The organism is Gillisia mitskevichiae, assembly GCF_003634585.1.
Classification (GTDB): Bacteria; Bacteroidota; Bacteroidia; order Flavobacteriales; family Flavobacteriaceae; genus Gillisia; species Gillisia mitskevichiae.
Genome location: NZ_RBLG01000001.1, coordinates 60,022 through 80,991, shown reverse-complemented (window position 1 = coordinate 80,991; position 20,970 = coordinate 60,022). Strand labels below are relative to the sequence as shown.

General features: G+C 34.0%; 19 protein-coding genes and 1 tRNA gene. 11 read left to right on the top strand and 9 right to left on the bottom strand.

From position 1 onward, the window contains the following. Nucleotides 1-20 precede the first annotated feature (20 nt). Together BC962_RS00340 and BC962_RS00335 are read left to right on the top strand one after the other, a co-directional pair. Nucleotides 21-728 carry a DUF547 domain-containing protein gene (locus BC962_RS00340; RefSeq protein WP_121343952.1) on the top strand — a complete coding sequence of 236 codons (708 nt, stop codon included), beginning with the start codon at nt 21-23 and terminating at the stop codon, nt 726-728. Beyond that, nucleotides 718-1,779, top strand: a complete 1,062-nt coding sequence (locus tag BC962_RS00335) for a glycoside hydrolase family 113 (RefSeq protein ID WP_121343951.1) — start codon at nt 718-720, stop codon at nt 1,777-1,779. Before BC962_RS00340 ends, BC962_RS00335 begins: the two co-directional genes overlap by 11 nt. Here BC962_RS00335 and BC962_RS00330 read toward each other — a convergent pair. The 8 genes from BC962_RS00330 to BC962_RS00295 all read right to left on the bottom strand — a co-directional run bounded on the left by BC962_RS00330 (nt 1,769) and on the right by BC962_RS00295 (nt 8,067). Continuing rightward, nucleotides 1,769-2,455, bottom strand: a complete 687-nt coding sequence (locus BC962_RS00330) for a TIGR04283 family arsenosugar biosynthesis glycosyltransferase (protein WP_121343950.1) — start codon at nt 2,453-2,455, stop codon at nt 1,769-1,771. The genes BC962_RS00335 and BC962_RS00330 overlap by 11 nt on opposite strands. 4 nt (nt 2,456-2,459) lie before the next feature. After that, a complete protein-coding gene (locus BC962_RS00325) occupies nt 2,460-3,266 on the bottom strand; it encodes a DUF547 domain-containing protein (RefSeq protein ID WP_121343949.1) in 807 nt (268 codons plus the stop codon). 235 nt (nt 3,267-3,501) lie between these two features. After that, complete coding sequence (gene arsM / locus BC962_RS00320; RefSeq protein ID WP_121343948.1) at nt 3,502-4,470, bottom strand: arsenosugar biosynthesis arsenite methyltransferase ArsM; 969 nt, start codon at nt 4,468-4,470, stop codon at nt 3,502-3,504. A gap of 66 nt (nt 4,471-4,536) precedes the next feature. After that, nucleotides 4,537-5,349, bottom strand: a complete 813-nt coding sequence (locus BC962_RS00315) for a purine-nucleoside phosphorylase (RefSeq protein WP_121343947.1) — start codon at nt 5,347-5,349, stop codon at nt 4,537-4,539. Between the two features lie 5 nt (nt 5,350-5,354). Next, a complete protein-coding gene (locus BC962_RS00310; protein ID WP_121343946.1) occupies nt 5,355-5,960 on the bottom strand; it encodes a TIGR04282 family arsenosugar biosynthesis glycosyltransferase in 606 nt (201 codons plus the stop codon). Nucleotides 5,961-6,084: 124 nt separating this feature from the next. Further along, entirely contained in the window at nt 6,085-6,594 is a 510-nt protein-coding gene (locus tag BC962_RS00305; RefSeq protein ID WP_121343945.1) for a rhodanese-like domain-containing protein, read from the bottom strand. Between the two features lie 11 nt (nt 6,595-6,605). Beyond that, nucleotides 6,606-7,664 (bottom strand): arsenosugar biosynthesis radical SAM (seleno)protein ArsS, encoded by a 1,059-nt coding sequence (gene arsS / locus BC962_RS00300; protein WP_121343944.1) that lies wholly within the window; start codon nt 7,662-7,664, stop codon nt 6,606-6,608. A gap of 67 nt (nt 7,665-7,731) precedes the next feature. Then, entirely contained in the window at nt 7,732-8,067 is a 336-nt protein-coding gene (locus BC962_RS00295; RefSeq protein ID WP_121343943.1) for an arsenosugar biosynthesis-associated peroxidase-like protein, read from the bottom strand. Between the two features lie 708 nt (nt 8,068-8,775). Here BC962_RS00295 and BC962_RS00290 point away from each other — a divergent pair. From BC962_RS00290 to BC962_RS00280, 3 genes are all read left to right on the top strand, one after another. Then, nucleotides 8,776-9,795 (top strand): helix-turn-helix domain-containing protein, encoded by a 1,020-nt coding sequence (locus BC962_RS00290; RefSeq protein ID WP_121343942.1) that lies wholly within the window; start codon nt 8,776-8,778, stop codon nt 9,793-9,795. Between the two features lie 103 nt (nt 9,796-9,898). Further along, a complete protein-coding gene (locus BC962_RS00285; protein WP_121343941.1) occupies nt 9,899-12,253 on the top strand; it encodes a PAS domain S-box protein in 2,355 nt (784 codons plus the stop codon). Then, nucleotides 12,250-12,639, top strand: coding sequence for a response regulator (locus BC962_RS00280; RefSeq protein ID WP_121343940.1), 390 nt, complete (start codon nt 12,250-12,252; stop codon nt 12,637-12,639). Before BC962_RS00285 ends, BC962_RS00280 begins: the two co-directional genes overlap by 4 nt. Nucleotides 12,640-12,858: 219 nt before the next feature. On the opposite strand, the gene BC962_RS00275 is transcribed toward BC962_RS00280, so the two are convergent. After that, nucleotides 12,859-12,931 (bottom strand) — tRNA-Phe (locus tag BC962_RS00275). Nucleotides 12,932-13,052: 121 nt separating this feature from the next. Between BC962_RS00275 and BC962_RS00270 the strand changes: the two genes are divergently transcribed. The 6 genes from BC962_RS00270 (at nt 13,053) to BC962_RS00240 (ending at nt 20,690) form a co-directional block, all read left to right on the top strand. Beyond that, nucleotides 13,053-13,784 carry a type III pantothenate kinase gene (locus tag BC962_RS00270; protein ID WP_121343939.1) on the top strand — a complete coding sequence of 244 codons (732 nt, stop codon included), beginning with the start codon at nt 13,053-13,055 and terminating at the stop codon, nt 13,782-13,784. Then, nucleotides 13,781-15,025 (top strand): hypothetical protein, encoded by a 1,245-nt coding sequence (locus BC962_RS00265; protein WP_121343938.1) that lies wholly within the window; start codon nt 13,781-13,783, stop codon nt 15,023-15,025. The genes BC962_RS00270 and BC962_RS00265 overlap by 4 nt, the downstream gene beginning before the upstream one ends. Before the next feature lie 19 nt (nt 15,026-15,044). Further along, on the top strand, nt 15,045-16,418 hold the full coding sequence (locus BC962_RS00260) for a tetratricopeptide repeat protein (protein WP_183075424.1): 1,374 nt from the start codon (nt 15,045-15,047) through the stop codon (nt 16,416-16,418). Nucleotides 16,419-16,422: 4 nt separating this feature from the next. Next, complete coding sequence (gene lptC, locus BC962_RS00255) at nt 16,423-16,998, top strand: LPS export ABC transporter periplasmic protein LptC (protein ID WP_121343936.1); 576 nt, start codon at nt 16,423-16,425, stop codon at nt 16,996-16,998. Nucleotides 16,999-17,178: 180 nt separating this feature from the next. Further along, nucleotides 17,179-18,468 (top strand): hemolysin family protein, encoded by a 1,290-nt coding sequence (locus tag BC962_RS00245; RefSeq protein WP_121343934.1) that lies wholly within the window; start codon nt 17,179-17,181, stop codon nt 18,466-18,468. Between the two features lie 95 nt (nt 18,469-18,563). Then, the gene (locus tag BC962_RS00240; protein WP_121343933.1) at nt 18,564-20,690 is read left to right on the top strand and encodes a peptidylprolyl isomerase; all 2,127 of its coding nucleotides are present in this window, start codon (nt 18,564-18,566) and stop codon (nt 20,688-20,690) included. Nucleotides 20,691-20,970: the final 280 nt, after the last annotated feature.

Sequence of the window (20,970 nt, the reverse complement as noted above, 5' to 3'; positions counted from 1 at the left end):
ACCTTTTATAAATTTAAAAAATGAAATTTTTTTCTTTACTAATACTTCTAATTTCTAGTTTTTCTTTTGCTCAGGAATCTTCAAAATTCCTTGATGCTTCAGATGATTTTTTAAAACATTATGTGAGTAATGGTAGGGTAAAGTACGCAGAAATAAAGCAGAATCCCAATGAACTACAGGAATTGTTGAGTCTAGTAAAACAGGTGAAAGTATCTACAGAAAACCCCGATGCTTATAAAGCATTTTGGATAAATGCTTATAATATTGCTGTCATTAATGGAATTGTAAAACAGTATCCTGTAAAATCCCCAATGGATATTGAAGGTTTTTTTAGCACCAAAACACACAGTTTGGGACAAAAATCGGTTACTCTGGATGATATTGAAAAGAAATTTTTGTTAGGAAATTATCCTGAGGAAGCTAGGTTTCATTTTGTGCTAGTATGTGCAGCAATTGGATGTCCCCCCATAATTACTGAAGCTTATAGACCAGAAACTTTGGAAAAACAATTACAGCAGCAAGCCGTAAAAGCAATGAATTCATCAGACTTTGTTAAGATTCAAAAAGATAAAGTATTACTTTCAGAATTAATGAAATGGTATCAGAAGGATTTCACAAGAAAGGGCGGGACCTTGTTAGATTATGTAAATAAATACAGGAATACTCCTATTCCAGACAATTTAAAAATCGAATTTTATAATTATAATTGGGATTTGAATGCACTATAAAACTTTTTCAAAAGAAATTAATAGGAGAGCTTATAATCTTCGTTTTATATCTCTTATTAGTCTGCTAATGGTGATAATCTCTTGCCAAGGGCAGAAAAAACAAGATAAATATAATGGAGTTAGTTTAGTAGCTTCCCGTGAACCTATTTCCAGTTCACATATTACACCAATTTTAGAGGTAAATGCAAACGCCGTAGCCGTAATGCCTTTTGGGTTTATGGAAAGTCTGTCCAGTCCCGATCTTATATTTAATACAGAACGGCAATGGGAGGGAGAACGGGTGGATGGCGTGAGAGAAACCACAAAATTATTACATTCTCAAGGTTTAAAAGTGATGGTTAAGCCACATATTTGGATATGGAAAGGGGAATTTACTGGGGATATAAAAATGAATTCTGAAGAAGATTGGAAGGAATTGGAAACAAACTATGAAGAATTCATCCTATTATATGCAACTATGGCTGCTGAAGAAAATGTAGAACTATTTTGTTTAGGTACTGAATTATATGGATTTGCGAATGAAAGAACAGAATTCTGGGAGCAACTAATCATTAAAATCAGGAAGGTATATACAGGGAAACTAACCTATGCCGAGAACTGGGATAAGGTGGGAAAAATCACTTTTTGGGATCAGTTAGATTATATAGGTGTAGACGCCTACTTTCCTCTAAGCAATGGGAAATCTCCAAATATTGAAGAATTAAGAGCATCCTGGAAACCTCATAAATCTCAATTAAAGGAGCTTTCAGAAAAATATGACAGGAAGATCATGTTTACAGAATACGGGTACCGAAACACCGATTTTGCAACTAAGCAGCCTTGGGATTCTTCCAGAAAGGAAACCTCTGTGAACAATGATTTGCAATCTAATGCGCTAATGGCTTTATATCAGGAATTCTGGAGAGAAGACTGGTTCGCTGGTGGATTTTTATGGAAGTGGTTTCATGATCATGACGAGGCAGGAGGCATAGAAAACAATCAATTTACACCTCAAAATAAACCGGCATTACAGGTGGTGAAAGGTTTTTATGGGGAAATGATCAGGGATTGATCCTGCTTTTATAATATTGGTATAATTCCTCTGGTGAAGCTCCCATTAACCTTTTAATATAGATATTGGCAAAGAAAAACTGTAATTTCCAAACGCCTATCTCTTCATATTTCTTAGCCGAGGTGGTTAAACCTTTCGGAATCACTTCGAATTGATTTTGCTTGTAAAGTCTGCCAATAAGCTCATTGTCCTCGTAAATCACAAATGTTTCGTTGAAGCCACCAAGTTCATTAAATAAACTTTTAGTAATAAATAGAGACTGGTCGCCACCTCTGCAAGCCTTATGGTTGAATTTTGTGAACCAGCCCATTAAGTTGAGCCACCAGTGATCCATATCGAATTTCATTTGAAAACAACCAGCTAAATTATCAGCAGCTATTTCCTTCATAATTAATTGATCGAAATTGGAAGGAGGGAAACTATCTGCGTGTAAAAAATAAAGAGTTTCAAATTTTGCGTTTTTCGCCCCAGCGTTCATTTGCTTAGCTCGGCCTTTCTCAGAAGTCATAAAAAAAACTCCGGCATACTCTTTTACAAGTTCCGGAGTTTTATCTATGCTACCACCATCTACAACAATGATCTCATTATTAGAAAAGGCAGCAATATTTTTAAGATGATCTAATAACTTTATAATTCCGGTCTCTTCGTTTAAAACAGGGATAATAATGCTGATCATTCTACTATTGTTCGTTTAGATTCCAATTGTAATCTTTATAAGTAATGGTAGTGCCAGCATCAACTTTTACATTAGAATACTTATTAATATAGGCTATTAAAGTTGTCCCATCTACAGTAAAATCTTTTTTATACCAATCAAAGATCGAAGATAATTTAGCTGAATTTTTCGAGATCTCATTTTTATCTGAATTAATAAAATCTTTAGCAGCTCTATCTAATTGCTCATTTATTTTAGCAGCAGTATAAGCTTCATTCATTAATTTAGGGCAAGAAATAGAAGCACAATTAATAGCGAAATGTATTCGAGGTTCGTTCATTTTCCTAAGAATACTATTTTCGATTCCTCCCAAAGAAATTTCCACATCTCCAATAGTTACAATGTCTTTGGTCCAATTTCCATCTATATTTTTGATGCTTCTTGTAGGATAATTATTTAAAATAAGGTCTACGGTATACGCATTGTAAATGTTGATGTAATATGCCAATTGTTCCTGCACAGACCAGTTGTCTGTAGGTTTAAGTTTTGCAAGTTTCGCGAGATAAGCATTTAACTGCTCTCTATCTTTCATAAACCCTTTATAATCTACAAGACCTTCTTTAGAAACATGCTTTTTAAGCAATGTATTCCACTCGCTGTGATCTACATTTACTTCAGAATTTGCTGTTGTAGAAGGTAATTCTTCTGAAACTTCATTTGTTGGTAATCCTTTACTGGAAAGCCCTGCTGAAGAAATTAGATTACAGGCACCTGTTGTAAAATATAAGGCTCCTACAACAAGTATTAAAATAATGTTTTTTGATTTTTTCATGGGGTGTGTTTAAATTCTACTCACTTCGTCAAGTCTTCGGCAACACTTCGACAAGCTCAGTGTGACAATCGAGTAAAGCAAATTTCAAAAAGAAACTGAATGTCAAGCTGAGCCTGTCGAAGCTTCTTTTATTCAGACTCCTTGTCCACTCTTCGACAAGCTCAGAGTGACAAAAAATCCCTATATCATGCTGTCCCCTTATCTATCGGGACTTCGAAGCCTCTAATAATAATTTCTAACAACAACCGCCACCGTCATAGTGGAAAGTAGATTCGCTAAAATAAATATCATCTCTTCCCAAACTTTGTAATGCAGCAGCAGTTTTATCGCAAATTGCTAATGGCTGATTCTTAAGAAGGATATGCCCTAATTTATCATCAAAAAATGCTTCGTCTCCATAGTAAATGGCCGCTTTTCCAGTAAATATACAGGGTCCATCTTCAGGCATTGGATCTTTAATAGCTGCTACCTCTATAGATTCTATATAGATCAATTCCTCTGTCGGATAATTTTTTGGATCTAATATCCTGTATGGTTTTCTCGCTCTAATTTCTATAGTTCCAAATCCTGCATCTGTAAGTGCTTTTACATATTCGGCAATAGGTAAGCTTCCACTTAAACACAATGCTCTCAATCTGGAATCGTTTCTTAGTTCTTCGTTCATTGGTTGCTCACAAGTAGGATCGCTCATCACCAATTTTCCATGTGGTTTCAATACGCGGTACATTTCTTCAATAGCTTTCTTAAGATCTTCAGCCTTAAAAATATTGAATAAGCAATTTTGAGCCGCAACATCTACCGTGTTGTCTTCCACAGGTAAATTAAGCGCATCCCCTTTCTTTAGACTTACAAAATCGCTTTTAAACCAAGGGTTAACAGCTTCGGCCTCTACAAAATTCTTGCGTGAAGCTTCCAACATTTCGTCTACCATGTCTATTCCTATTACTCCACCTTTTTGACGGTTAAAATAGGCGAATTGCAGCAATTCCATTCCGCCGCCAACACCAACATAAAGCATCTTTGGATTGTTAGAAAGATCTCTAGCATGCACAGTACTCCCACAGCCATAGTTCATTTCCTGCATTATCTTAGGAATTTTAAGGCCTGGTAACTCCCAAATAGGGTTGGTAGTACAACACAAGCCTACATCTGGAGTTAAGGCTGCTTCTTTATAAACATCGTAAGTGGTATCTAGGTAGCTCATTTTATTTCAATTATAGGATGATTCAATTAGAATTCAGTTGAAAATAATTGACTTTAATTACAAAACTTAAATGGTTTTAATCAATTCTTTAAATAACAGGATCATATTTGGCTCAGCTTTTTCGGCCATTGCAATGATCTCACTTATATCTACGGGTTTTAGGTCATCTGGGTTTCCTTCATCTGTAATTACTGAAATTGCTGACACTGGAAGCTTTAAATGATTGGCAACGATAACCTCGGGAACGGTACTCATTCCCACAGCATCTGCTCCAATAATTTTTAAATAGCGATATTCTGCTCTTGTTTCTAATTGTGGCCCAAGAACTGAAGCATAAACTCCAGTATGTAATTTTATGTGGTGTTTATTTGCGATCTCATGGAGCAACCTATTCATTTTAGCATCGTAAGGAGCACTCATATCTACAAAACGCTCACCTAATTTTTCCACTCCTTTAAAAGCTAAGGGAGAGCCTCCCTGGAGATTAATATGATCGTCTATTAGCATTAATTCACCTTTTTTGAAATCTAAATTTATAGATCCAGAAGCATTAGAAACCAATAATTTTTGGATGCCTAAGTGTTTCATAACCCTAACAGGAAAGGTTACATCCTCTAAGGAGTAGCCTTCGTATAGATGCAAGCGACCTTGCATTATAATTACTTTTTTCCCTTCTAAATTTCCGAAGATCAACTTCCCTTTATGAAATTCTACTGTGGAAATTGGGAAATGAGGGATGTCATTATAGCTAACTTCAGATAAAATCTCCATTTCATCTGGAAGTTTCCCTAATCCAGTTCCTAAAATAACTCCTATCTCTGGAGCATTAAAACCTTTATCCTTTAAGTAATCTGTAGTTTCTTGTATTTGATCTGTCATATTCTCTATTGAAAAAAATGTTGAAAAGCTCTATGTTCTTTGATGTCACTAAAATAATCTACATCATTTTTAACCGCTAAAAGGGTTTTGCTCTCTTGGTCTAAATCCTGTAAAGTATCTTTTAATACGGTTTGGGTTCCCCATTCCTTATCTTCAAATATAACAGAATTCAACTTACGCATCCCTAATAAATAATAACCACCATCTTCTGCGGGTCCAATTACATAGTCTGTTTCCTCTAATTTTTGAAATGCCAACATTAGATCTTCAGAAGACATATCGTACATATCACTTCCAATAATGATAATATTAGTATAGCCATTTTTAAATCCTGAGGCGAATGCATTTTTCATTCTCTCCCCGAGATCTTTACCTTTTTGTAGTTTCTTATTATAGAGAGCTTCATCCCAAATATCATTGTTATGAATTTTTTCTGAATAATAAACTTCTTTGGTTACTGCTAATGTTTTAGTGATAGTAAGGGTATGGTCTAATAAAAATTTGTAGATATCAAAAGCTGTTTGATCTCCCACATCTTTTGCCAGTCTGGTTTTTACTTTGCCTAGTTCTGGATTACGCGTAAAAATGAGTAGTAAATTTTTAGAATTCAATTTGAATAAAGGTTTAAAGGATGAATGTATCTCCGTTTTTAGACTTGAAGTTTTTTCGTTAGCCTGAATTTGCTTTTTACTACTAGTATTAAGCGCTTCGGAAACAGGTTAAGAATCATTTATTTTATAACTGGTAAACCTTTTCTCCCTTGGTCAAATATTTAGACCAGTGCTTGGAAAAGGCATGAACCTTTTGTGTTTCTTTATTAGAAGAATCGTACACGCTGTAACCTTTATTTTTCCATTCAAAAATTCCGCCGTATAGATTTTTGATGTTGGTATATCCAGCTTCTTTTAGTTTTTCTGAAATGGTTTCAGATCTAATTCCTAAAGAACAATAGACAACAATGGGAGCGTTTTTTAACTTGATATTGGAAATAACTTTTTCTGTTGAAAAATTATTATAGCCAACAAAAATTGAATTTGCGATATGACTAACTTGAAATTCTTCAATTTCTCGGGCATCTAGAATAAAGACTTTTTCTTTTGCACTTTGCATTTTTAACTCTTCAACAGAGATATAAGGAATGCTGTGAGAATTGTATTTAGATATTAATTTATCTAGAGATCCCTGGGCGTTTATAAACCCAATTTGAAATATAAAAAAAAGTAAAAAGCCTAATTTTAGTTTCATATAAAATAGGATTAAGCAACTGTTCCTTGGCAACTACTTCCTGCTCCGGCAGTGCATCCATAACAATGCTGAGAAATAATAATTTCTCTATCATTTAAAAGATCTTCATTATAGTTGCTTATATGCTGAACTTTACTTGCTACTTTTAGATCTAACATCTGGTTAAAATCGCAATCATACAACCAGCCATCCCAACTTATTGAAATAGTGTTTGTACACATTACATTTTCTACAGCAGTGGGGTTGTAAGCTTCTACAAGTGCATACATATAGTCTTCATAATTTTCTGAAGCAATTAAATATTCTAAAAACCTACTTATTGGAAGGTTCGTGATCGCAAATAATCTGTTGAAATCTATATTAAAATCTTCTTTAAGAGCTACTTTAAAATCTTGCTCTAATGCCTGCTGATCTGTAGGAAGAAAAGCACCCGATGGATTGTAAACCAAGTCTAATTTTAAACCAGTACCTTCTTGAGCATAACCCACAGCGTTAAGCATTTGTAATGCTTTTATAGATTTATCAAAAACACCATTTCCCCGTTGCTTATCTGTTTTATCTCTTTTATAAAAAGGAAGAGAAGAGGCGACATGAACTTTATGTTTTTTAAAGAACTCTGGCAAATCGTGGTACTTTTTATTCGCTAATATGATGGTAAGATTGGAACGTACAATAAAATCTTTAATTCCAGCTTTTGATGCTTCTTCTACAAACCAACGAAAATTTGGATTCATCTCTGGAGCTCCCCCAGTAAGGTCCAAAGTATGCGCGCCAGTATTTCTTATAACTTCAAGACATTGTTCCATCGTCTCCATGGTCATGATCTCTTTACGGTCTGGGCCAGCATCTACGTGGCAATGGGAGCACACTTGATTACACATATATCCTAAATTTAACTGAAGAATTTCCAGTTTTTTAGGTTTTAGTGGGAAATGATTATTTTCGGCGATTTTATCTTTAAATAAAGGCAATTCCCCTTTTTTAAAAATGCCATTGCTTAGAAATTTTAATTGATTAGCTGGGCTAGAAAGATCGTCTTCCCGTGCTGCTAATGATTTTAATAAAGCCATAATATTTTTTAATTCAGAATTATAATAGCAATCTGGTAGGATTAATTAAAATGCTGTTTGCAACAAATTACATGCTAAGTTTTTCGTATTTATTCATCATTTGAACCCCGTGAACCAAAGTGGCTCCGCTTTTAATTGCAGCTCCAACATGAACAGCTTCCATCATTTCCGACTTGTCTATTCCTCTTTGCAATCCATCCTTTGTATATGCATCTATACAATAAGGGCATTGTACAACATGAGAAACAGCTAATGCAATTAAAGATTTTTCTCGAGCCGAGAGAGCACCTTCTTCAAAGACTTTGCCGTAATAATCGAAAAATTTTGTGCCTAATTCTTCATTCCATTCAGTAATATTTCCAAATTTTCTTAGGTCGGCAGGATCATAATAGGTTTTAGACATAATTATATTTTATAACATGTTTCTTTAATCGTAACGTATACTATATACTTACGTGTTTATTGAGATAATGGTTTTTAATGTAAAGAGATCAGGAAGTAAAGAGCTACAACTATCTTCGGAAGATTATTAAAATAAACTCGATTTACTAAAAGCTGCTCTTAATATAGTATTTATTGGTGATATATCTCTTTTATACTTAGGGAACAAGGTATTTAAAAAAGAAGATTTTAAAAAATTATAATATAAGATTGTATATTAATTATGATTAAATACAAGGAAATATGAAATATTGAGAAGATTAATTATTTTTCCTAATTAATAGGACGCTAACAAATACTATGAGCACAATTTCTAAAGCCAGTAAAATTAATATTGTAATCATAAGTGGAATAATTTCAAAATAAGGATGATAAATATATGTTATCCTTAGAGGAGGTAAATTTGACTTCTTTTTATTGTGAAATGTGCCGTTTTTAGAGAATTCATTAACACAATTACTATTTTTATTAATTTTACTTAACTCTTGGGTGTTTTGGGCTATTAATTATATGAATAACGTTATACGCATTAATATTGCTGTTATTTGCTATTTTCATTGTAATTTAGATTGCTTAGATTATTTTTGACTGTATATCAATTGTTCATTAACACAGGGAAGTAAAATTTTTGTGAGATTAAATTTCGATATTAAAATTATAAAATTGTTTTATGAAAATTGCGGTTAAAACCTTACCAGTTAATGAGATTATCAAGGACATTTCAGAATTTTTAAATGTTTCTCTAGATAATAATGGTGGGGAATTGGTGTTGACAATTCCAAAAGAATTGGGGGAAGGTACTGTGACAGCTTCAAGTTTCGATTCTGGAATTGGGGTGATCTCTTATAATTGTAAGTTTTATGAGGATATAGAAATACATTTCACCCTAAATAGCGTACATCCCTTAAAATTTATTTTTTGTTCAGAAGGATCTGTCTCACATTCTTTTCAAGACACAACAGAAGTAAATGATATTCAGGCATATCAAAACATTATTGTATCCAGTAGCGGTTATAATGGACACGTTTTATATTTTAAAGCGAATGTACAAACCCATGTATCTAGCTTAGAAATTATACGAGCTACTTTTTCTCATAGATCAAATTACAATTTTCAAGATCTAGACGATACATTAAAAACCCTATTCAAGGATGAGGTGTCTAAACATCAGTTTTTCTATCAAGGGAACTATAGTATAAAAGCGGCAGATCTCATGGACCAGATGAATAGCAAAGAGCATTCTGGTTTTCTTAGATCGCTTTTTCTTGAAGGAAAATCTTTCCAAATGTTAGTGGTACAGATTGCCCAATATCAAGATGATGAAGCTGAAGATAAATTACCTAAAATTTTAAGAAAGTCAGATATTCATAAAGTAGATTATGTTGCTAAGAGAATTGCTGGAGATCTTAGTAGTAATTTAACTGTGGAGAACTTGGCTAAAGAAGCTGGAACCAATGTAAATAAGCTTCAGGAAGGATTTAAGTATGTGTATGATTTAACGGTGAATAAATATATTCAGAATGTAAAATTAGAAGCTGCTAAAGATATGTTGATGAATTCTGAGAAAAATATATCTGAGATTGTTCTCGCCATAGGATTAAATAATAGAAGCTATTTTTCTAAGATCTTCAAAGAAAAGTATGGTGTAAATCCAAAATACTTTTTGAAATCCTTAAAAAGTGATGTGTAAAAACCTCATTAAAAACAAAACCTTTCATTAATTACTTATAATTAAAGGTTATAAGATTATATTATTTATATTTAAAAAAATAAAATTTATACCCTTATCCTAAATGAGCCCAATAAAAGGTTCTAAATTATCTATATCACATATTTTTTCTCGACCAATTCTGGCAGGGATATTTTCTTTTGTCTTTCTATTTCTTCTAGGTTGTTTTCTTCTTTATCAGAGATATCAAATCATTCGTGAGTCTGAGGAAAGAGAAATGGTGGGCGTGATGGATCAAGTGGAAAAAAATTTAAATAACTCCTTAAAAGATAGCTATTCTGTTGCCTTGAGTATGGGTCTTTTGATCGATGATAAAGGGAACATTAAAGATTTTGATCAAAATGCTCCGCAATTATTAGAACAATATCCGGTTATAGATGTAGTCCAGATGGATCCCGGAGGTGTAATTCAAGAAGTTTATCCATTAAAGGGGAATGAGGCCGTTATTGGCTATGATATCTTAAAAGATCCTAAAACCCAAAAAGAGGCTTATAAAGCAATAGATGCCAAAAAAATGTATTTTGCTGGCCCAATTGATCTTAAGCAAGGCGGGACGGCAGTTGTTGGAAGATTGCCAGTTTTTAAGGATAATAGGTTTTGGGGGTTTTCGGCTGTCATTATCAAACTTGAAAGCCTTATAGAACAAGCGGGCTTAAAAGAACTTGCCAGAGATAAGTACCTTTTTCAGTTCTCTAAAATCGATGCTATAACGAATAAAGAGCGATTTTTTATTGAAAATCATTTAGATAGAGATTATAATGTTGTAGAAACCATAATTCTCCCAGACGGAGACTGGAAATTCTACATAGCACTTAAAAATCCCAAGGAGACATTTTATGAGTTGATCCCATTAACTTTTTTCATCCTTTTAATAGCTGCATGGTTAAGCTGGATGGTCATTCTTTTATTTAAGCAACCGGCTAGACTTCAAAAACTGGTGGATGAACAAGCAGGAGAATTAATAAATAGCGAGTTGAAATTTAGGACTATTTTTAATCAGGCTGCTATTGGGATGGTGCGCGTAGAAACCCCTACCGGAAAATTTTTAGAGACCAATCAGAGGTTTAGAGAACTTTGTGGATATGAAGAAGAGGAATTGAAGAACATGAACTTTAGAGATTTAACAGATCCAGTGGAAGTTGATAAGAATGTAGCTTTAATGAATAATTTATTAAACGGAGAAATTAGGGAGTATAGCTTAGAAAAAAAACTTATCCAGAAGAATGGAAATATATTATGGATCAAGCTTTCTGCCTCCCCTCTATGGAAAGAAGGTTTTTCTGGGAATACTCATATCGCAATTATTGAGGATATTACTGAAAGAGTTTTAGCTGAAGATGAGCTAATGCGTAAGGAGAAAAGGTACCGAGCATTGGTGGAGAATGGCGCCGAGGTAGTAACAATTTTTTCTAAAGAAGGTTGGACATTATATTCCTCTCCTTCTGGAGAGAAGCTTTCAGGATATTCAGAGGCAGAATTTAAAGCTATTAATTTAAGCACTTTGATTCATCCAGAAGACTCGAAAATTTTTCAAAAACAATTGCAATTTGCTATTCAGAATCCTAAGCAACCTGTGCTCGGGGATCCTGTAAGATTAATCAATAAGGCAGGAGAATGGCGTTGGGCGGAATATACGATAACTAATTTACTGGAGGATCCTAATATTAATGGGATTGTTGGGAACTTTAGGGATATCAGCGAGAAAAAGCAAGCAGAGATCCATTTAAATAGTACCTACCAAACTGTAATGGAACAAAATAGAAGATTGCTAAACTTCTCCTATATAGTATCTCATAATTTAAGGTCGCATTCCAGTAATATTCAGGCAATTTTAAGCTTATATAATACTTCTGATGTGGAAGAAGAGAAGCTAAATTATATAGAATTACTTTCTAAAGTAGGGAACGCATTAAATCACACATTAGATGATCTAAATGAGGTTGTATCAATCAATACTAATTTAGACTTAAATATTGAGCCATTACAGATCAATGCTTTTATAGATAAAACTATAGACCTCCTTCAAATGCAAATTATTAAAAAAGGAGCTATTATTAAAAGAGATATACCAGATGATATGATCGTTAAATTTAATGCGGCATATTTGGAAAGTGTATTTTTAAACTTCTTAACCAATGCGTTAAGGTATAGAGAACCTGTTAGAAAATTGGAAGTTTCTATTACTGGATATAAGGAAAACGGATCATGGGTCTTAGAAATAGCCGATAATGGAATAGGGATAGATTTAAAACGACATAGGGACAAGGTGTTTGGTCTGTATAAAACATTTACACAGATCCCAAATTCTCGAGGCGTTGGATTATTTATTACTCGCAATCAAATTGAAGCTATGGGAGGCAGTGTAGGGGTAGAAAGTGAGGTAGGAGTTGGTACGGTGTTTAAAATAAATTTTAAATGAAAATGAACGTTTGCGTAATAGATGACGATCAAATTTATCAGCTTATCATTAGAAAAGCTGTAGAGCGTGCAGGAGTGTATGACTCTATTTGTTTTTATAATGATGGGTCAGAAGCCTTTGAAGATCTATTAAACTCAAAGAAGGTTCTTCCTGCGTTAATTCTATTGGATATTAATATGCCACAAATGGATGGCTGGCAGTTTCTGGATGGCCTAATTAAACACAGACCTGACTTTGATAGAGAAACCACTATTTATATTGTTTCCTCTTCTATAGCTTTTTCAGATAGAACGAAAGCTGAATCTTACAAGCAAGTGTCTGGATTTTTAAGTAAACCCTTAAGTGTAGAAAAACTTAAAGAAATTGCTTTAAAGCATCAAAAATAGTTTCTTAAATATTATTCTCTCTTTCGGTCCACTTTTACTGAATTTATAAAGGAAGGATAATAGGGATGATTTTTATGGGAATATGGAACTAACTTGCTGTGATCTTCGATATAAAAAACTTATTCTCTGATATTATTTATTTTTCAACTTGAAGAGAAGGAAATGATTAACATTATAAATTAAAAAAACCCCAAGACTATTGTCAAGGGGTTTTTAAGGTGGTGCCTCCAGGAATCGAACCAGGGACACAAGGATTTTCAGTCCTTTGCTCTACCAACTGAGCTAAGGCACCAGTTGCTTTAAAACTTGTAGTAAGCCTGTCAAGCGGGTGCAAATATAATTTCATTTTTATTAACCCACAAAGGAAATTTTAAAAAATTGCTTTTGTAACTTCGCTTTTTTAATTTGAATCTATGAATTTAGTGATAGATATAGGAAATACGCTGGTGAAAATGGCTGTATTTCAGGGTAATGTGTTAATTCAAAAAAAAACATCCCTCAAGCAAAATTTTTTTAAAAATCTTGAAGAATTAGACCTGAGTTTTCCAAATATAGGGCATGTTTTGGTCTCTTCGGTATCAAAAACACCTTCCAAGTGGTTGCAAAAACTCCAAGAAGACTATAAAATGATTGTTTTGGATAAGGAGCTACCTCAGGTATTCTTAAATCTCTATGCTAGCCCTAAAACTTTGGGTAATGATAGAATTGCATTGGTGTCTGCAGCAAGTAAAATATATCCTTCGCAAAACGTATTAGTAATAGATGTTGGTACCTGTATTACTTTTGATTTAAAAACCAGCGAAAATGAGTATTTGGGAGGCGCAATTTCTCCAGGTTTACAAATGAGATATCAGGCAATGAATACGTTTACAGAAAACTTACCGTTATTAGAGCCGGAGGAAGGTGTAAATCTAATTGGAAATACCACCATTAAAAGCATGCAATCTGGTGTTATTAACGGAATTACGTCTGAAATTGATGGGGTAATTTCAATGTATAGTACTCAGTTTAAAGATTTAACAATAATTTTGACAGGTGGGGACTCACAATTTTTGTGTAAACGATTAAAAAATAGCATCTTTGCGAACTCAAATTTCCTCCTTGAAGGATTGAATTACATTTTAGAATTTAATAAATCTCAATGATTAAACGATTTATAATAATCGTAGCCTTATTAACTACGGTTGTAGCGGCTGCACAAGAAGGAACATCATCCCCTTATTCATTTTACGGAATTGGCCTTACTAAGTTTAAAGGTACTGTAGAAAATCAGTCTATGGGAGGTATTCGAATGTTCTCAGATAGTATTCACTTAAACTTACGAAATCCGGCTTCTTATGGAAGACTGCGATTAACCACTTTTACAGTTGGAGGAAGTCATCAAAGTACGGCTTTAAAAACAGATACAGAAAGTGAATCTAGCAGAACAACTTCATTAGATTATTTGGCCATTGGACTTCCTACTGGAAAGTTGAATTTTGGAGTGGGATTAATTCCCTTTACCTCTGTTGGATATAGGATATTAGAAACCAATGACGAGACTTCAAATAGATTTACCGGTCGTGGAGGAATGAATAAAGTTTTCTTAACAGCAGGTTATGCTGTAAATGACAACCTTAGTCTAGGGGTAGATGTGAATTATAACTTTGGAAATATTCAAAATAACTTCACCACATATCAAGCTGGAGTTCAATTAGGTTCTCGGAAGATTAATAGAACAGACCTACGTGGTTTTAATTTAAATTTTGGACTGGATTATCAAAGAAAATTAAACGATAAGCTTAATTTATATACTGTTGCAACCTATGCTCCGCAAATGGATATCACAGCAGAGAAGATGAGCAATGTTGCTTTAATCTCATTTGGCACAGATGGAAGTGAATTTGCATTTGAGGAAAGTGACACCACATTTCCAAAAGGAGACCTGTCTTTACCTTCAGAATTAACTGTTGGTGCTGGACTTGGAGCTAATAATAAATGGTTCTTAGGAGCAGAATACGGAAGAGTGTCTGCAAGCGATTATAATTTTAATTCTGGAAATTCTTTTGCTGAAGTGCAATATGATAATGCATCTCAATATAGATTAGGAGGATTTTATATTCCAGATTATAATTCTTTAACAAGTTATTTTAGCAGAGTGGTTTATCGTGCAGGATTGCGTTTTGAAGAAACTGGGCTTAACCTTAGTAATGAGGGGATAAATGAGTTTGGCATATCTTTTGGAGTAGGATTACCAGCAGGACGAAACTTTACGAATGCAAACATAGGAATTGAGTATGGACAGCGCGGTACAACAAATTCCGGTTTAATTCAGGAGAACTTTTTTAAACTTTCAATAAGTTTGTCATTAAATGATAAATGGTTCGTACAACGCAAATTTGATTAACCACTATAAAAACAAAAAAATGAAAACTAAACTTATATTACTATTATCAGGAGTGCTTTTAAGCTCTGGTCTAGTTAAGGCTCAAACTAATGTAGACTGTGCTACAAAAGCAGCGTTGGCTTATGATGATGCAAAAGCAAAGAGATACGATCAGGCTTATGCCCCTTTAATGGAAGTAAAAGAAAAATGTCCTACTTATAGTTTGGCAACTTTTCAATACTTAGATCGTGTTTTAAAAGATAAAATGTCTAAAGCAACAGATGCAGATAAAAAAGCATTAGTTCAAGAAACTATAGATCTTATGAACGATCGTTTAAAGTATTTCCCAGCTAAAACAAGCGCAGGTGAAGTACAAGGCGATATTGCAATGCTTAAATATGACAATGGGATAGGAACTAAAAAAGAGCAGTTCGAAGCTTTTGATGCAGCGTTTAAGGCTGATAGAGAGAGTTTTACTAGTGCTAAAGCATTATACGCTTATTTCTCTTTATTAGTAGATCTTCAAGATGAAGGAACTAAAACATTAGAGGATGTTTTTGAAAACTACGATCAAGTAATATCTAAAGTTGAAGAAGAAGAAAATAAGATGGCAGAATTCCTTGCGCCACTTTTAGTAAAGCAAGATGCAGGAGAAGAATTATCTGCTAAGGAAGCGCAATTGGTTGCGAATTCTGAGATCAACTTAAAAGCTTATAGTACTGTAAAAAGCAGTATTAATGGTAAGTTAGGACAGAGAGCAGATTGTGATAACTTAATCCCTTTATATAATAAGGATTTTGCTGAAAGAAAAACAGATGTTGCTTGGTTAAAGATCGCGTCTGGAAGATTATCTGCTAAAGATTGTACAGAAGATCCTATCTTCTTTAAGTTATCTGAAGCTTTACATACAGCAGAACCTTCTGCTAAATCTGCCCTTTATTTAGGACAATTAGCAGATGCAAAAGGAAATGCTACGCAAGCAATGAAATACTATAACGAGTCTGCAGAATTGGAAACAAATCCTTCAGATAAGTCTAGAGTTTATATGAAGTTGGCAGATAACTACAAAAGAAAAGGTAGTTTCGGACAGGCTAGAACTTATTACAATAAAGCACTTTCTGCTAAGCCTTCAGCGGGTAGAGCATATCTACAAATTGCAGATATGATCGCAAAAAGCGCAAACAATTGTGGAGCAACAACTTTTGATAAAAGAGCGGTATATTGGTTAGCTGCAGATTATGCTTCTAGAGCAGGTCGTGTAGATCCATCTTTAAGTAGCGTTGCAAACCAAACGGTTGCTGCTTACAAAGGAAGAGCACCTCAAAAATCTGATATTTTTCAAGCTGGAAAAGAAGGTCAAAGTGTGAGAATAGGATGTTGGATTGGAGAAACAGTAAGAGTACCTTCATTGTAAATCAATGATCACATATAATAAAATATTTACAGGCATTGTCACGGCTATCACCGTGACAATGCTTTTTTCATGTGAGGGTAATTTAAATAGGGTTAGAGCTTTAGACATGCCAGATGAGAATCCGCAGGCAATTGGAATGGGGCTTAATTTAAAGTATACAGATTCTGGTAGAGTGGTAGCTACTCTTAAAAGTCCAAAAATGCTAGATTTTACAAACATGGAATTTCCTTACAGAGAATTCCCAGATGGAATCCAAGTAGAATTTTTTGATGAAAATCGAAAAAAGAGTATTGTTACCGCTAATTATGGAATCATATATGATGAAACAGGTCTTATAGATCTTCAGGATAATGTAGTTTTAATTACTAGCGACAGTACTAAATTACGTGCAGAGCAGTTATTTTGGGATCAAAAAGCGGGATGGATATTTACCGATAAACCCAATAAAATTGAGTTTGCCAATGGTGCCCGGAATGATGGTCAAGGTTTTGATTCCGATTTAAATTTCACTAATTTTCGTTCCCGTACTAATGTGGGAATTCAAATAATAGAAGAAAAAAAGAATGATGAAGTTTTTTAAATATTTTGAATTTGCATATTTATTCATAGCAGCATTTTTTCTCTTCGAAGCTGTTAGAATTTGGAGTGAAGAGCGTAATCGCGCATATCTTTTTATTTTCTTTGTGGTTATTGCCATATTTATGTTTTTTTTTAAAAGACGTTTTAGGAAGAAATTGGAAAATGACAAGCATTAATTAATATGGAGGTTCAAATTCTAATTATTGTATGTTGCCTATTGTTATCGGCCTTTTTCTCAGGAATGGAAATTGCATACATTTCTTCCAATAAGATCTTTATTGAAATAGAAAAAAGGCAATCCGGAATATTAGCGAATGTCCTTAGAAAACTAACTAAAAAACCTTCAAAATTCATTGCTACCATGTTGGTGGGCAATAATATTGCATTGGTGGTTTATGGTTTTTATATGGGAGAGTTAATAATGACTGTCCTGTCTGGTCTATTACCTTCAGAAAGTGGGTTTGTAACCGCTATGGTTACAGATTTTAGTCTTCTAACTCAAACCATTATATCTACACTAATTATTCTGTTTACAGCAGAATTTCTTCCGAAGGTATTTTTTCAGATCTATGCGAACTCATTCTTAAAGATCTTTGCGATCCCGGCATATATATTCTATTTCATATTCAGTTTTGTTTCTTCATTTGTTATCTGGATCTCAGATGTTATTCTGAAACGCTTTTTTAAAACCGAAGGAGACGAGGTTCAGTTGGCTTTCAGTAAATTAGAATTAGGGAATTTTATTAGTGAGCAATTGGAAACAGTAGAGTCTGATGAGGAAGTAGATTCAGAAATACAAATATTTCAGAATGCTTTGGAGTTTTCAGATATCAAATCTCGAGAAGTAATGGTTCCCAGAACCGAGATCGTAGCAGTAGACCAAAGTGTAGAGCCAAAAGACTTGGTTAAGATCTTTACTGAAACCGGTCTTTCTAAGATCCTTGTGTATAATGAAACTATAGATGATATTATAGGTTACATACATTCCTTTGAACTTTTCAAAAAGCCTAAAACCCTTAAATCTATTCTACTTCCCGTTGTGTATGCTCCAGAAACAATGTGGGTAAAAGATGTACTTAGTATCTTGATCAAGAAAAGGAAAAGTATCGCTGTGGTAATAGATGAATACGGAGGAACTAGTGGGATGATCACTATTGAAGATATAGTAGAAGAGCTATTTGGGGAAATAGAAGACGAACATGACTCTATCATCCTTATTGAAGAAAAACTTGGAGAAGATCATTTTAAATTTTCGGCTAGATTGGAGGTGGATTATTTAAATGAAACTTACAAGTTGGATATTCCTGAAGGTGAGAATTATGAAACTCTCGGTGGTTTTATTACCAATCATACCGAGGAAATTCCACAAATAGATGAGGAAGTAAAGATCAATAATTATCACTTTAAGATCCTTGATGCTACTAATACTAAAATTGAATTGGTGGAACTTCAACTGAAAGACAAAAATTAAAAATTAATTACGTTAATATTTTGCAAATATTAAGTTTTATAATAAGGTTAAAAACACTATTTTCGCCCACTATATTAGATAAATAATAACTACAAATGGCAGTATTAAATAAAATTAGACAACGGTCTGTTTTCCTTATCGTAATTATTGCATTGGCATTATTCTCATTCGTTCTTGCCGATGTGATTCGTAATGGAGGCTTAAGTTCACAAAAATCACAAAATGTGGTTGCAACCGTTAATGGAGAAGAGATAAGCAGAGAAGATTTTGCCAGACAGGTAGATGCTTACCAGCAAAACATGGGGCCTAACGCAACTACTTCTCAGGTTGTAAACCAAGTTTGGGATCTAAAACTTCGTGAAGTTGTTTTGCAAGAAGAGTTTGAAAAGCTTGGTATCAACGTAGGAGAAGCGCAAGTGAGACAATTACTTCGTCTTCAATTGGCTCAAAATCCAAACTTCGTAAATGAAGTTGGAATGTTCGATGAAAATAAACTTCAAGAATATGTAGCTAATTTAAAAGCTACATCACCTCAAGCCTATGATCAATGGGTTGCTTACGAGAATTCTATTGCAGAGAGTGCAAAAGAGAATATCTACTATAATATGGTGAGAGCTGGAATTGGAGCGACTTTATTAGAAGGAGAGCAAGCTTATAGAATGGAGAACGATAATGTCGATCTTAAATTTGTACAATTGCCATATTCTAGCATCGCAGATACTGAGGTAAGTGTATCTAAAGATGAGATTAAAGATTACGTTAAGAAGCATTCTGAGAGATTCCAAGTAGAAAAAAGTAGAGATATACAATTTGTTTATTTCCCTGAAGAAGCATCTTCTGATGATGATACCGAAGCAAAAGCTGTAGTGGCATCTGTTCTTAATAGTAGAGTAGAATTTAATTCGGCTTCTAATGAAAATGATACTTTACCAAGCTTTTCTGAAGCTAGTGATGTAGAAGCATTTGTAAACCAGAATTCAGATATTCAATATCAGGATAGAATTTTATTCAAAAATGATTTAAAAGGAAGTTTTACAGATCAAATATTTAATTTGAATGAAGGTGAAACTTACGGGCCATACAAAGAAGGTGGATACTGGAAAGTGACTAAAATGGTAGAAGCTGTTCAAATTGCAGATTCTGCAAAAGCAAGTCATATCATGATCTCATGGAAAGGTTTACCTACAGCTGCTGAAACTTTAAGAACTAAAGAAGAAGCAAAAACATTAGCAGATAGCCTTGCTGGAGTTGTAAGAAAAGATAAAGGAAGCTTTGAAGCTTTAGCTGCTCAATATTCTGCAGATGTTGCCTCAAAAGATAAAGGAGGAGATCTTGGGTTTTTTAGACCAGGTTCTATGATAAAAAGTTTTAATGATTATGTGTTCAACAATAATAAGGGTGATATCGGAGTGGTAGAGTCTGAATTTGGATACCATATTATTTCTATTGAAGATAAAACTGCTGAGGAGCGCGGTGTGAAACTGGCAACAATTGCTAGAGAGATCGAGCCTTCAGAAAAATCATTGAATAATCTTTACACGAAGGTTACGAAATTTGAAATAGCTGCTAAAGACAAGGATAAAGACTTTGCTGAAGTTGCAAAAGCCGATAATTACGAGGTGAAAACCGTAAGAGGTATGAAAGTTTTAGAGGAGAATATTCCTGGCGTTGGTGCACAAAGAAGAATTGTGCAGTGGTCTTTTGAGGACGATGTAAAAGCGGGAGATATTAAGAGATTTGAAGTTGCTGGAGGTTATGTAGTGGCACAAATTACTGCTGTTAAAGATAAAGGACTAATGTCTTCGGAAGAAGCATCAGCATCTGTAACACCTATCTTGATGAAAGAGAAAAAGGCAAAGCTTTTAAAAGAAAAAGCTAATGGAGCTTCTTTAGCTGAGATCGCTAAAAACAATGGAGTAAGTGTTCAATCGGCAAGTGCGATCAACTTGAATAATCCAACATTAGCTGGAGCAGGAAATGAGCCAGAAGTGGTAGGAGCTGCTTTTTCTTTGAAACCTGGAGTTGTAAGTAAACCAATCTCTGGTGATAAAGGAGTTTATGTAGTTGAAATGGTAAGTATGAACGCTGCGCCAAAAATGGATTCTTATAAGAGTTTTGCAATGAGAGAAGCTTCCCAAAGAAGACAAGCAGTAGTGTCTAGAGTTTTTGAAGCTTTAAAAGAAAATGCAGATATCGAGGATAATAGAGCTCGTTTCTACTAGACTTTAAATAATATATTTTGTTAGAAAAGCCCTTGACATTGTCAAGGGCTTTTTTGTTTCTAAAGAATTCACCGTCAAGCTGAAATAGAATCACCTACAAAAAAGTGTCCTTCCTATCCAAAATGTTCAGGCGGCTTTTTGGTTCGTTTTTTTTGGACAAGCAAAAAAATGAACACTCTTAAAAAATAAACAGACCTTTATCAACCTCCCGATAGCTTTCGGGAAGGAGTGGCTAAATAAAAGAAGCTTCGACAGGCTCAGCTTGACATTGGTGATTAGC

Bases quoted from the DNA above. Each gene is read 5' to 3' on its own strand.
- BC962_RS00240 (WP_121343933.1), top strand. From the start codon at position 18,564: ATGGCAGTATTAAATAAAATTAGACAACGGTCTGTTTTCCTTATCGTA.
- BC962_RS00290 (WP_121343942.1), top strand. From the start codon at position 8,776: ATGAAAATTGCGGTTAAAACCTTACCAGTTAATGAGATTATCAAGGAC.
- BC962_RS00260 (WP_183075424.1), top strand. From the start codon at position 15,045: ATGAAAACTAAACTTATATTACTATTATCAGGAGTGCTTTTAAGCTCT.
- arsS (WP_121343944.1), bottom strand. From the start codon at position 7,664: ATGGCTTTATTAAAATCATTAGCAGCACGGGAAGACGATCTTTCTAGC.
- BC962_RS00270 (WP_121343939.1), top strand. From the start codon at position 13,053: ATGAATTTAGTGATAGATATAGGAAATACGCTGGTGAAAATGGCTGTA.
- lptC (WP_121343936.1), top strand. From the start codon at position 16,423: ATGATCACATATAATAAAATATTTACAGGCATTGTCACGGCTATCACC.
- BC962_RS00265 (WP_121343938.1), top strand. From the start codon at position 13,781: ATGATTAAACGATTTATAATAATCGTAGCCTTATTAACTACGGTTGTA.
- BC962_RS00340 (WP_121343952.1), top strand. From the start codon at position 21: ATGAAATTTTTTTCTTTACTAATACTTCTAATTTCTAGTTTTTCTTTT.
- BC962_RS00305 (WP_121343945.1), bottom strand. From the start codon at position 6,594: ATGAAACTAAAATTAGGCTTTTTACTTTTTTTTATATTTCAAATTGGG.
- BC962_RS00245 (WP_121343934.1), top strand. From the start codon at position 17,179: ATGGAGGTTCAAATTCTAATTATTGTATGTTGCCTATTGTTATCGGCC.
- BC962_RS00315 (WP_121343947.1), bottom strand. From the start codon at position 5,349: ATGACAGATCAAATACAAGAAACTACAGATTACTTAAAGGATAAAGGT.
- BC962_RS00330 (WP_121343950.1), bottom strand. From the start codon at position 2,455: ATGATCAGCATTATTATCCCTGTTTTAAACGAAGAGACCGGAATTATA.
- BC962_RS00280 (WP_121343940.1), top strand. From the start codon at position 12,250: ATGAAAATGAACGTTTGCGTAATAGATGACGATCAAATTTATCAGCTT.
- BC962_RS00285 (WP_121343941.1), top strand. From the start codon at position 9,899: ATGAGCCCAATAAAAGGTTCTAAATTATCTATATCACATATTTTTTCT.
- BC962_RS00335 (WP_121343951.1), top strand. From the start codon at position 718: ATGCACTATAAAACTTTTTCAAAAGAAATTAATAGGAGAGCTTATAAT.
- BC962_RS00325 (WP_121343949.1), bottom strand. From the start codon at position 3,266: ATGAAAAAATCAAAAAACATTATTTTAATACTTGTTGTAGGAGCCTTA.
- BC962_RS00295 (WP_121343943.1), bottom strand. From the start codon at position 8,067: ATGTCTAAAACCTATTATGATCCTGCCGACCTAAGAAAATTTGGAAAT.
- arsM (WP_121343948.1), bottom strand. From the start codon at position 4,470: ATGAGCTACCTAGATACCACTTACGATGTTTATAAAGAAGCAGCCTTA.